A 12,818-nucleotide genomic window follows, 5' to 3' on the forward strand; every position below is an offset into this window, starting at 1 on the left:
TCCGGCAGGCGTTATTGTTGTGATTCGCGGTCCGGGGACAGTTGGGCCGGGAACGCATTCAGGGCGGTCTTGCATTCAAGCGGCGAAGAGGACCAAGACATGCCGGGGGACAACCCGCGATGCGCGGGAAAGGCCGTTTCCGGCGGCCACGAGGATTCGATCGGTACCGGCTCTGCCGCGTCAGGCGGCGGTTTTCCGTGGCGCGCCGGCGTTCGCCTCGGCACGCTTCTTTCCGCCTCCGCACTTTCCGGCCCGCTGCTTGGCCTTGCGGCGCATGCCGACACCGGCATCGCGCCGAGGGCGGCCGCGGCGGTCAGCACCGTCGAGGTGATGCAGCTTGCCATGTTCGTCGGCGTCATGGGCGCGGCCCTTGTCTCGGCCATCTTCCTGATCCGCGAGCGGGCGCGCACTGCGGCGCAAAATACCGAGCTTAGAGCCCGGATCGCCGATGTGAACGCGGCCCTGCAGCGTTCCGAGGCCCTGCTCAATTTGCGCGACCAGCGCGTCGTCGTCTGGTCTTCGGAGAACAAGAAGCCGGAGCTGATCGGCAGCCTGCCGCTGGAAAGCGGGGCGCCGGACGAGCGGTCCGCCTTCCTCGCCTTCGGCCGCTGGCTGATGCCGCGTTCGGCCGCGGCGCTCGAGAACGCCATAGCTGCGCTCCGCGACAGGGCGAAGGCCTTCGACCTCGTCATCGAGACGCAGGCAGGCATGCCGCTGGAAGTGCATGGCCGCAAGAGCGCCGCGCATGTGCTGGTTCGCTTCATCTCGCTGTCGGAAACGCTGCGCAGCCAGGCCCGGCTGAAGATCGAAAACCAGCGGCTCAGCGCCGACTACGACACCATGCTCGGCCTGCTCGACGCGCTGAAGATGCCGACATGGCTGCGCTCGGCCGACGGGCGGCTGAATTGGGTCAACCGCGCCTATGCCGAGGCGGTGGAAGCGGAAAGCGCCGAGGCGGCCGTGCGCGAAGCGAAGGAGTTCCTCGGCGGCCAGGCGCGTGAGCAGATCGCCGAGCAGCATAAGTCGCGTCCCGTCTTCGAGCAAACGCTGTCGACGGTGATCGAGGGCGATCGCCGCATGTTTTCGGTCACCGACTTCGCCAACGCCGACAGCTCGGCGGGATTGGCCTGCGACGTCAGCGCCATCGAGACGATCCGCGCCGAATATGAGCGGACCGTGCGCAGCCATGCCGACACGCTCGATCAGCTCAACACGGCCGTGGCGATCTTCGACACCGACGAGAAACTGCGCTTCTTCAACCAGGCATTCCAGAAGCTGTGGGGCCTCGACAGCGGTTTCCTGCACAGCGCGCCCGACAACGCCTTGCTGCTCGACCGGCTGCGCAGCGAAGGCAAGATCGCCGAGCAGCCGGAATGGCGGCGCTGGAAGGAGAACCTGCTCGGCGCCTATCGCGCCGTCGAATCGCAGGAACATTGGTGGCACCTGCCGGACGGCAAGACGATCCGCGTGGTGGCCAATCCGCAGCCCAAGGGCGGCGTCACCTGGGTATTCGAGAATCTGACCGAGAAGATCGATCTCGAAAGCCGCTATCAGACCGCCGTGCGCGTGCAGGGCGAGACGCTGGACAATCTGGCGGAAGGCGTGGCGGTGTTCGGGCCGGACGGACGGCTTCGCCTGTCCAACCCGGCCTTTGTCACCCTGTGGGGGCTGCAGGCGGAGGCGATCAAGCCCAACGTCCATGTCTCGGCGATCCGCGACCTTTGCGACCAGCGCGCCGCCGACAGTCCTTGGGGCGGCTTCGTCGCCGCCATCACCGGCTTCGACGACGAGCGCCGCGACCGCCGCGGGCAGACCGAACTGGTCAACGGCTCGGTGCTGAGCTATGCCGTGATCCACCTGCCCAACGGCCAGGTGATGATGACCTTCGTCGACGTCACCGACACCGTCAATGTCGAGCGGGCGCTGAAGGACAGGAATGAGGCGCTGGAGAAGTCCGACCAGTTGAAGAACGAGTTCGTGCAGCATGTCTCCTACGAATTGCGCTCGCCGCTGACCAACATCATCGGCTTCACCGAGCTCTTGTCGCTGCCCTCGACAGGGCCGCTCACACCGAGGCAGAGCGAATATGTCGAGCATGTCGGCTCGTCGTCCTCGGTGCTGCTCACCATCGTCAACGACATACTGGACCTGGCGACGGTCGATGCCGGCATCATGCAGCTCGACATTTCCGAGATGAGCATCGACAGGACCATCGCGGCGGCCGCCGAGCTGGTCGCCGACCGGCTGGAGGAGCATCAGATCAAGCTCAGGGTCGACGCGGCGGCGGCGCCAAAGAGCTTCCATGCCGACGAGATCCGTGTCCGCCAGATCCTCTACAATCTGTTGAGCAACGCCGCGAACTACGCGCCGGAGGCGAGCACGATCACGCTCACTTGCCGCCGGATGGCCGAGGGCGTCGAGTTCTCGGTCCACGACGACGGACCCGGCATGCCGCCGGACGTGCTGGAATCGGTCTTCCGCCGCTTCGAGCCTCACGCCAATGGCGGCCGCCGGCGCGGCGCCGGACTGGGCCTGTCGATCGTCAAGAGCTTTGTCGAATTGCATGGCGGAACCGTGCGCATCGAGACCGGCATGGACAAAGGCACGACGGTCATCTGCACCTTCCCCGACACGCCGTCGGGCGGCATCCGCGAAGCGGCCGAGTAACGCGCTTTGGCAAAGACCGTTCTGGAACGTTTTCTCGCCGACGAGGCGGCGACGGCAAGGCTTGGCGAAGACCTTGCCATGGCGCTGCGCCCCGGCGACGCGATCGCGCTTAAGGGCGACCTCGGCGCCGGCAAGTCGACGCTGGCCCGTGCCCTGATCCGGGCGCTCGCCGACGATGCCGGTCTCGAAGTGCCGAGCCCGACCTTCACGCTGGTGCAGAGCTACGAGACGCGGATACCCGTCCATCATTTCGACCTCTACCGCCTTTCCTCGCCGGACGAGCTCGACGAGCTCGGCCTGGATGACGCGCTCGCGCAAGGCGCGGCGCTGATCGAATGGCCGGAACGCGCCGGAGACCGGTTGCCGGCAAATGCGCTTTGGGTCGAGTTGGCCGAACATGGTGCGGGCCGGATTGCCCAACTGTCCGGGCAGGGACCTTCGTTCGAGCGGGTGAGGCGCTCGCTCGCGATGCGCGAGTTTCTGGCCTCGGCGGGATGGGGCGAGGCGGGCCGCCGGCATTTCGTCGGCGATGCGTCCGCCCGCTCCTACGAGATCGTCTCGCTACCCGGCCAGGCGCCACGGGTTTTGATGAATTCGCCGCGCCTCGTGCTCGGGCCGCCGGTACGCGACGGCAAGCCCTATGCGGTGATCGCCCACACGGCGCAATCCGTCACCGCCTTCGTTGCCATCGACCGGGCGCTGCTTGCCGCCGGCGTCAGCGTGCCGTTGATCCACGCCCTGGATCTCGACCAGGGCTTTTTGCTGCTCGAGCATCTCGGCTCGGAAGGGTTTTTGGGCGGTGACGGTGAGCCCATTGCCGAACGCTATGAAGCGGCGGCGGAGTTGCTGGCCATGATGCATGGCAAGGCGTGGCCGGACCGCATGGAAGCCGCGCCGGGCGTGTTCCATGAGGTGCCGCCCTTCGACCGCGACGCCATGCTGATCGAGGCCGACTTGCTTGTCGACTGGTATGTGCCGTGGATCACGGGCAAGCCGGCAGGCGACGAATTGCGCGCCGGCTACCACAAGAAATGGAATGCCTTGCTCGACCGGCTCGCGGGCAGCGAATACGCGCTGATGCTGCGCGATTTCCATTCGCCCAACATCATCTGGCGCGGCGAGCGCTCCGGCCTCGACCGGCTCGGCATCGTCGATGTCCAGGACGCGCTGATCGGCCCGGCCGCCTATGACGTCGCCTCGCTCGCCATGGACGCGCGCGTCACCGTCTCGCCCGAGATCGAGCGGCGGACGGTCGCCGCCTATGTCGCCGCCCGGCACCGCGCCGGCGCCTTTGACGAAGCCGCTTTCGCCGAGGCCTACGCGATCATGGCGGCGCAGCGCAATTCGAAGATCCTCGGCATCTTCGTGCGCCTCGAAAAGCGCGACGGCAAGCCTTACTATCTGAAACACCTGCCGCGCATCCGCGACTATCTGAGGCGGGCGCTGGCGCATCCGGCGCTTGCCAGCCTGAAGGAATTTTACATGGCCCACGGCCTGCTCGAGGAACGCTCGCCATGACGGCCGGACCAAGGACCGCGATGGTGCTCGCCGCCGGTCTTGGCAAGCGCATGCGGCCGATCACCGACACGATGCCGAAGCCGCTGGTGAAGATCGCCGGCAAGACCTTGCTCGACTGGGGGCTGGACAGCCTGGAAGCGGCCGGCGTCAGCAAGGCCGTCGTCAATGTCCACTATCTGCCGGAGCAGATCATCGCCCATGTCGCCGGCCGCCGGGCGCCGAAGGTCGTCATTTCCGACGAGCGCGAAGCGCTGTTGGAATCGGCGGGCGGCATCGTCAAGGCGCTGCCGCTCCTGGGCAGCGAGCCCTTCTACATCATCAACGCCGACACCTTTTGGATCGACAGCGGTGAACCCAGCCTCGAGCGCCTTGCCCTTGCATGGGACGCTGCCAGAATGGATATTCTGCTGATGCTCACCGATCTCGACTCAGCGACCGGGCACTGCGTCGGCACCGACTTCCTGGTGGCGCCGGGCGGTGCCCTGCGGCGCTCGAAGGGCGATCCCGCCGGCCTGATCTATGCCGGCGCCGCGATCGTCCATCCGCGCATTTTCAAGCACGCGCCGACGGGCTCGCATTCGCTCAACGTTTATTTCGACAAGGCGATCGTCGCCGGCCGCCTGTTCGGCATGGCGATGAGAGGCCGCTGGATCACCGTCGGCACGCCCGACGCCATTCCGGCGGCCGAAACGGCGGTCGCCGGCGCCTTAGCGAAAGCGGTATGAGCGGCTCGCGCCGCGTCTTCTCCATCCCGCCCGGAGCGCCGTTCCTGCCGACGCTGGCGGCGGCGTTGCTCGATGGCCGCCTGATCCCCGGCTTCCGCTTCGACGGCGATCCGCTGGCGCTCGCCGACGCCACCATCTATGTGCCGACCCGCCGCGCGGCACGCGCCTTGCGCGGCGCCTTCGTCGAGGTACTCGGTAGGCGCTCGGCCATCCTGCCGACGGTGCGGCCGCTCGGCGAGTTCGACGAGGACGAGGCCGCTTTCGAGATGGAAGCGGCACCGGCCATCGATCTCGCGCCGCCGATCGCCGCGCAGGAGCGGCTGCTGTTGCTGGCGCCGCTGGTGCGCGCCTGGAAGGAAAGCCTGCCGGCGCATGTCAGGGAACGGTTCAACGAGGAATTCGTCGTGCCGACCTCTGCCGCCGACGCCATCTGGCTGGCGCGCGACCTCGCCCGGCTGATGGACGAGATCGAGACCGAAGGCACGGATTGGGCCAAGCTTGCCACGCTGGTCACCGGCAACCTCGCCGGCTGGTGGCAGGTGACGCTCGATTTCCTCGGCATCGTCACCGACCACTGGCCGGAATTGCTGAAGGAGCGCCACCGCTCCAATCCGGCCGCGCATCGCAGCGCGCTGATCCGGCTGGAGGCGGCGCGGCTGAAGCGCAATCCACCGGTCGGGCCGGTGATTGCCGCCGGTTCGACCGGTTCCATTCCCGCGACCGCCGAATTGCTTGCCGTGATCGCCGGCCTGCCCAACGGCGCCGTCGTGCTGCCCGGCCTCGACCGCGAGCTCGACGACGCCTCTTTCGCGGCGATAACGGCGCTCGACGCGCGACCCGCGACGCTCGGTCACCCGCAATACGGTCTTGCCAAGCTGATCGGCGGCATCGGCATCCCGCGCCGCGACGTCGAGGAGATCGGCGCGGCGACGTCGCCACTTGTGTCCCGCGCGGCCCTCGTCGCCGAAGCGCTGCGGCCGGCCGAGACAACCGAGCGCTGGACGGAGACACGACCACGTTTCGCGGCAAACGATGTCGAGCAAGCGTTGTCCGGCGTGACGCTGGTGGAGGCGGCGAACGAACGCGACGAGGCGGTGGCGATCGCGATCGCGCTGAAGCGCGCCGTGGAAGTGCCCGGCAAGCGCGCGGCGCTCGTCACCGGCGACCGGGCGCTGGCGCGGCGGGTTTCGGCCGAGCTTCTGCGCTTCGGCGTCGTCGCCGACGATTCCGGCGGCATGCCGCTGTCCAACACGCCGGCCGCCAGCCTGCTCAGGCTGGCGCTGAACGCCGCGTTCCGGCCAGGCGATCCGGTCGGCCTGCTGTCGTTGCTCAAGCATCCGCTGCTCGGCCTCGGCCTCGAACGCCAGATCGTGCGCAAGGCGGCCGAGCTGATCGAGCTGGTGGCGCTGCGCGGCGGCACCGGCCGGCCCGATGCCGCGTCGCTCGGCGAGCTTTTCGAGACGCGGCTCGCGGACCTGAGCGGAGACACAAGGCAGCCTTTCTGGTTTTCGCGCCTGACCGTGCGCGGTATAGAGCAGGCGCGGGATGTGCTTAGCCGCCTTACCAACGCGCTCTCCCAGCTCACGGCGATGCGTGACGAGAAGGGCGCCGACATCGCGACATTGACGCGTGCGAGCGTCGTGGCGCTGGAAGCCCTCGGCCGCGCGGCCGACGGCAGCCTGACGGAACTCTACGCCGGCGACGCCGGCGAGAAGCTCGCCGAGCTGCTGCGCGGACTGGTCGCCGCCTCCTCGCCCTTCACCTTCGCCGCCGGTGAATGGCCGGACGTGATGGAGGCGCTGGTCGCGCCGGAAACGGTCAAGCCGGCGCAAGGCACCGACCGCAACATCGCCATCTGGGGCGCGCTGGAGGCCCGGCTGCAGAGCGTCGACACGCTCGTCATCGGCGGTCTCAACGAAGGGATCTGGCCGCGCAAGCCGGAGAGCGACCGCTTCATGTCGCGGCTGATGAAGACCGGCATCGACCTCGAGCCGCCGGAGCGGCGCATCGGCCTTGCCGCGCATGATTTCCAAATGGCGATGGGCGCCAAGGACGTGGTGCTGACGCGCTCGGCGCGATCGGGCGACGCGCCGGCGGTGCCGTCGCGCTGGCTGCAGCGCATCCTCACCTTCATCGGCAAGGACCAGGCCGCAGCGCTTAGCCGGCGCGGCGATGTGCTGCTTGGCTGGGCGCGCGCGCTCGACGCCGGCGACAGGAAAGACTTCGCGGCGCGCCCGCAACCGAAGCCGCCGCTGCGGCTCCGGCCGCAGCATTTCTCGGTCACCGAGATCGAGACGCTGCGCCGCGATCCTTACGCGATCTATGCCCGGCGTGTCCTCGGCCTGATGCCGCTCGACCCGCTGATCCGCGATCCGGGCGCCGCCGAGCGCGGCACGCTGTTCCACGCCATCCTGCATCTGTTCTCGCGGCGGGTAGAGGACCCAAGGGCGCCGGGCGCGCTGGCAAGCCTGATCGAAGCCGGCCGCATCTCTTTTGCCGACGCAGCGCTTCCGCCCGATATCGAGGCGGTGTGGTGGCCACGCTTCGAAAAGCTCGCGGAAAACATCATCGAATGGGAACATACCCGCGCCGAGGCCGTCGCCCGGCGCTTTGCCGAGGAGCGCGCCGACAAGACCGTCGTCGGCCGCACCGGCGTCACGCTCTCGGGCTATGCCGACCGCGTCGACCTGCTCGCCGGCGGCATGGCCGATATCCTCGATTACAAGACCGGCTCCTCGCCCTCGAAAGCGCAGGCGCACACGCTCTTGTCGCCGCAACTGGCGCTCGAAGGCGCGTTGCTCAGGCGCGGCGCATTCAAGGAGCTCGGCATTTGCGAGCCCTCACAGCTTGCCTTCGTGCGGCTGAAGCCGAATGGCGAGGTGTTCGAGGAATCGATCCTCGAATATAACCGCAAGCCGAAGACCGCCAACGAGCTTGCCGAGGAAGCCTGGGCGCGACTGGAGCGGCTGCTCTTCCACTATGCCGACCCGACCAGCGGCTATCTGTCGCGCGCGCTGCCCTTCCGCGAGGGTGAGGCCGATGGCGACTACGACCATCTGGCGCGCGTGCTCGAATGGTCGGCCGGCGGCGCCAGCGAGGACGAGGCGGAAGGATGAGATATCCGATCCCCTCCGATACCGCCGCCAGCCAGGCGCGCGCCTCCGACCCGCAGAATTCCGCCTGGGTGTCAGCCAATGCCGGCTCCGGCAAGACGCATGTGCTGGCGCAGCGCGTCATCCGGCTTTTGCTCAACGGCACCGATCCGTCGAAGATCCTTTGCCTCACCTATACGCGCGCGGCCGCCGCCAACATGTCGAACCGGGTGTTCTCGACCCTGTCGGAATGGACGGCGCTTCCCGATGCCGAACTCGCGATGAGGATATCGGCGCTCGACGGCCGCGGCGCCGATCGCGATACAATGCGCCGCGCGCGCCGCTTGTTTGCCGAGGCGCTTGAGACGCCGGGCGGCCTGAAAATCCAGACCATCCATGCCTTCTGCGAATCGGTGCTGCATCAGTTCCCGCTGGAAGCCAACATCCCGGCGCATTTCGAGATGCTCGACCCGCAGATGGAGGCCTCGCTGTTCGCGGAGGCCCGCCGCGACATGATCTCGGGCGCCGGCGCCGGCGTCGAAGGCCTGGCGGAAGCCTTTGCCACGGTGCTGGAGCGCGGCGGCGAATTCGGGCTCGACATGCTGCTCTCCGAGATCGTCGGCAAGCGCGACGCGTTGCGCGACTTCATCCAAAAACTCGGCAGAAGCCGGGATTTCCGGCCGCTCTTCGCCGAATTCGGCTTCAGGCCAGGACAGACGGCCGAAGACATCGCCGCGTCCGTGTGGCCGCTGCCGGGTTTTGCGCCTCACCAATTTGCCGAATTCGCCCGCGCCGCGGAAGCGGCTGACGCACGGCAGGTGCTGAACAATTTGCTGCCTTACGCGCAAAGCGCCTTTGCCGAGGCCGATCCGATCCGGCGGCTGCGGCTGCTCGCCAAGGCGTTCCTGCGCTCCGATGGCGACCCATACGACCCGCCGAAGATCTTCAAGAAGGCCCTGGTCGACAGGCTGCCGGACCTGCCGGAGCGCTATCTGGCGGCAGCCAAGGCGATCCTCGATGTCTCGGACCGGCTGGCGCTGTTCCGCATGCTTGAAGGCACGGCCGCGGCGCTCACCGTCGCCGGCTGGCTGATCGCGCGCTACGAGCAGCTGAAGCGCGGGCGGGGCTTTCTCGACTTCAACGACCTCATCACCCGGACCGTCAGCCTGTTGTCGCGGCCGGATGCCGGGCCATGGGTGCAATTCAAGCTCGACCAGGGCATCGATCACATCCTGCTCGACGAGGCGCAGGACACCAGCCCGGACCAGTGGGAGGTGGTGAAGAAGCTGACGGAAGAGTTCTTCGCCGGGCTTGGCCAGCGCGAGGCGGTCAAGCGCACGGTCTTCGCCGTCGGCGACGAGAAGCAGTCGATCTATTCCTTCCAGGGCGCAGCACCCGATTCCTTTGCCGAGAGCCGGCTTTTGTTTGCCGGGCGCGTGCGCGACGCCGAAGCCTCCTTCGCCGACTTGAAACTCACCTGGTCGTTCCGCTCGAGCGACGACGTGCTTGCCGCCGTCGACCGCGTCTTTGCCGAGCCAGGCGTGCGGCGCGGCATCAGCCACGATCCCGATCCGCTGAGCCACAAGGCGATCCGCACCGACGCGCCGGGTTATGTCGAGGTGTGGCCGTCGATCGGCGCCGAAATGGTCGAGGAGCCCGACGACTGGACCTTGCCGGTCAACCATGCCAGCGCGCCGGCCGTGCGCGTCGCCGAACATGTGGCGACAACCATCCAGAATTGGCTGCGCAATGGCGAGGTCATCGAGGGCAAAGGCCGCAAGCTGACGGCCGGCGACATCCTTGTCCTGGTGCGCAAGCGCGACCGTTTTGTCCATGCGCTGTCGCGCAGCCTCAAGAACCGGCAGATCCCGGTTGCCGGCGCCGACAGGCTGAGCCTGCCCGGCCATATCGCCGTGCAGGACCTGATCGCGCTCGGCCATTTCTTGATCCAGCCGGAGGACGATCTGTCCTTGGCCGCCGTGCTGCGTAGTCCGATCTTCGAGGTGTCCGAGGAGACCTTGCTGGCGTTGGCCGGCGAGAGGCAGAAGGGCCAGTCGCTGATCGCCTCGCTCCGGCAGCATGCGGCAGGAGACGTGACCCTGGCGGCCGTCGTTAGCCGGCTCGACGCTTGGGCAAACGAGGTCGCCTTCAAGCCGGTGTTCGAGTTCTACGCCGCCGCGCTTTCGCGCGATGGCCTGCGCCGCAAGATGACGGCGCGGCTCGGGCCGGAGGCCGGCGACATCCTCGACGAGTTCCTGAGCTTCTGCCTGGCCGAAGAGCGCACCGGCCTGCCGGGCTTGGAATCCTTCCTCTCGACGCTGGAAAACAGCGGCCCCGAGATCAAGCGCGAGATGGACCAGACGCGCGACGAGGTGCGCGTCATGACCGTGCATGCGGCCAAGGGCCTCGAGGCATCGGTCGTGTTCCTGGTCGACGGCGGGTCGGCGCCGTTCAGCGACCAGCATCTGCCGCGGCTGATGGCGTTCGAAAGCTCAGGCGCTGAGTGGAGGGGCAAGGGCTATCTCTGGCGCTCGGCCAGCGACGTCGCCAACGGCGTTTCGCGGGCCGCTTCGGCGCGGGCGCGCGAGCTTGCCGACGACGAATATCGGCGGCTGCTCTATGTCGGCATGACGCGCGCCGAGGACCGGCTGATCGTCTGCGGCTATCACGGCAAGCGGGCGCCGAGCGCCGGCACCTGGCATTCGATCGTCAGCCGGGCGTTGCTCGGTGCGCCGGAAAGCGCGGAGCGCCGGCATCCGGCGACGGCCGATGTGGCGGTGCATCGCTTCCATATGACCAAGCTGCCGCCGGTGGCGCTTACCGGAGCGGACGAAACGACACCATTGGAGCATGCCACGCCGCTGCCGGACAGCCTGTTCCGGCCGCTGCCGCCTTATGAGGACCTGCCGCGACCACTGTCACCCTCCGGCGCCTCGGCGCTGATCGACGAGGTGACAGCAGCCTTACCCGACACGCGTTCGCCTGTGCTTGACGCCGCGGCCGAGCCAGGCTTCGCGGTGATGCGCGGACTGGCCCTGCACAAGCTTTTGCAGATGCTGCCCGGGATCGCCGAGGACGAAAGGCGAGGTGCCGCGGAACGCTATCTGGCGCGCGCCGGCGCCGATTGGCCGGAGAAGGAACGCGCCTTGGCGCTGGAAGCGGTGCTTTCGATCCTTTCCGACAGAAGTTTTGGCGCGCTGTTCTCGCCGTCTTCACGAGCGGAAGTCGCTGTCATGGGCAGCCTGGAGGTGAAGGGCAAGTTGCGTTCCATCTCCGGCAAGATCGACCGGCTGGCCGTCACTGCGGAAAAGGTCTCGATCGTCGACTACAAGACCAACCGGCCGGCGCCGGCGGGCCTGGCCGAAGTGCCGGCGGCCTATGTGCTCCAGCTTGCGCTTTACCGCGCGCTGCTCAAGCCGCTTTATCCGGGCCGCGAGGTGTCGGCTGCGCTGCTCTTCACCGAGGCGCCAAGGCTGATCGAGCTGCCGGCCAAGGCCATGGACGATGCCCTTGCCCGACTCACGGGAGCGTGACACAAGAACTGCTTGAACATCGCCGCTACAACCACCACATTTGGTGCAACCCCGAGTTTTCGAAAGGATTTCAGCATGGCCACCGTCAAGGTCGACAAGGGCAATTTCCAGGCCGATGTGCTCAACGCCAAGGAGCCGGTCGTGGTGGATTTCTGGGCCGAGTGGTGCGGTCCCTGCAAGATGATCGCCCCGGCGCTGGAAGACATCGCCAAGGAGCTGGGCTCGAAGATCAAGGTCGCCAAGCTCAACATCGACGAGAATCCCGAGTTGGCCGCGCAGTATGGCGTGCGCTCGATCCCGACGCTGATGATCTTCAAGGGCGGCGAAGTGGCCGACATGAAGGTCGGCGCCGCGCCAAAGACCGCGTTGTCGCACTGGATCAACGGCAGCCTCGCCTGACCCAACCAGAAGATTTCAAGGACGAGCCCGGCCAATCGCGCCGGGCTTTTTCTTTGGCGCCATCGCTCATGGCGCTCTGGCCCTCGCATGCGCGCACGTCATGTCTTCTGCTTTGGGAAAAAGGGAGAGCGCCATGACCGGAACAGCCAAGGCCACCGTCTTCATCGACAATGAGCGGGTGATCGTCACCGAATACCGCTTCGCGCCTGGCGCCAACACCGGCTGGCACCGCCACGGCCACGACTATGTCGTCGTGCCGCTGATGGACGGCAAGGTGAAGCTTCTGACCAAGGACGGCGAATCCTTCGCCGAGATGAAGCAGGGCGCGCCCTATTTCCGCAAGGAAGGCGTCGAGCACGACGTCATCAACGCCAATGACGGCGAATACGCCTTCATCGAGATTGAACTGAAGTAGCCTTTAAGCCAGGCAGCATCACCAGTCGGCGACGCGGTCGCCGCCGGTGAATTGCGCGCTCTTGTCCGTGTACTCGAACAGCTCGATCTTCACCCCGTTGGGGTCTTTGATCCAGGCCTGGTAGGTGTCGTCGCAGGCAAGCTTCTTCGGCGTGACCTCGACCCCTTTCGACCGGATATGGGCGATGGCGGTATCGATGTCTTCCACCTCGAGGCAGAAGTGGTTGATCTGGTTTGCCTCGCTGTAGCTGGCCTCGGCTTTCTCGAAGACTTCGACATGGCTGCGGCCGCCGCAATCGAGGTAGAAGCCGAAGATCCTGCCGTCACGCAGGAAATTGAACCTTGTGTCCATGCCGAGCACGTCCCGGTAGAAGCCGCGCGTCGCCTCCAGGTCATGCGCGAAGATGCAGACATGGGCGAGCTGCTTCACCTTGATCATGGTCGGCTCCTTTGGTTCCCTCCGAAATGAT

8 protein-coding genes are annotated in these 12,818 nt (G+C 67.0%); 7 read left to right on the forward strand and 1 reads right to left on the reverse strand.

Annotated elements, in window-relative coordinates; genetic code table 11:
* Positions 1-99: 99 nt before the first annotated feature.
* From AC4FWB_RS19110 to AC4FWB_RS19140, 7 genes are all read left to right on the forward strand, one after another.
* Positions 100-2,667, forward strand: coding sequence for a sensor histidine kinase (locus AC4FWB_RS19110; protein ID WP_491027820.1), 2,568 nt, complete (start codon positions 100-102; stop codon positions 2,665-2,667).
* Positions 2,668-2,673: 6 nt separating this feature from the next.
* Positions 2,674-4,185: a tRNA (adenosine(37)-N6)-threonylcarbamoyltransferase complex ATPase subunit type 1 TsaE gene (gene tsaE, locus AC4FWB_RS19115; protein WP_491027821.1), complete on the forward strand. Its 1,512-nt coding sequence runs from the start codon at positions 2,674-2,676 to the stop codon at positions 4,183-4,185.
* Positions 4,182-4,910, forward strand: a complete 729-nt coding sequence (locus AC4FWB_RS19120; protein WP_491027822.1) for a nucleotidyltransferase family protein — start codon at positions 4,182-4,184, stop codon at positions 4,908-4,910. Before tsaE ends, AC4FWB_RS19120 begins: the two co-directional genes overlap by 4 nt.
* On the forward strand, positions 4,907-8,026 hold the full coding sequence (gene addB, locus AC4FWB_RS19125) for a double-strand break repair protein AddB (protein ID WP_491027823.1): 3,120 nt from the start codon (positions 4,907-4,909) through the stop codon (positions 8,024-8,026). Before AC4FWB_RS19120 ends, addB begins: the two co-directional genes overlap by 4 nt.
* Positions 8,023-11,535: a double-strand break repair helicase AddA gene (addA, locus tag AC4FWB_RS19130; protein ID WP_491027824.1), complete on the forward strand. Its 3,513-nt coding sequence runs from the start codon at positions 8,023-8,025 to the stop codon at positions 11,533-11,535. The genes addB and addA overlap by 4 nt, the downstream gene beginning before the upstream one ends.
* A gap of 75 nt (positions 11,536-11,610) precedes the next feature.
* Positions 11,611-11,934: a thioredoxin gene (gene trxA / locus AC4FWB_RS19135; RefSeq protein WP_040972836.1), complete on the forward strand. Its 324-nt coding sequence runs from the start codon at positions 11,611-11,613 to the stop codon at positions 11,932-11,934.
* Positions 11,935-12,067: 133 nt separating this feature from the next.
* Positions 12,068-12,349 (forward strand): cupin domain-containing protein, encoded by a 282-nt coding sequence (locus AC4FWB_RS19140; RefSeq protein ID WP_491027825.1) that lies wholly within the window; start codon positions 12,068-12,070, stop codon positions 12,347-12,349.
* A gap of 18 nt (positions 12,350-12,367) precedes the next feature.
* On the opposite strand, the gene AC4FWB_RS19145 is transcribed toward AC4FWB_RS19140, so the two are convergent.
* Complete coding sequence (locus tag AC4FWB_RS19145) at positions 12,368-12,787, reverse strand: VOC family protein (protein ID WP_491027826.1); 420 nt, start codon at positions 12,785-12,787, stop codon at positions 12,368-12,370.
* Positions 12,788-12,818 lie beyond the last annotated feature (31 nt).

The sequence above is a fragment of the Mesorhizobium sp. LEGMi-168a genome (genome assembly GCF_058312955.1).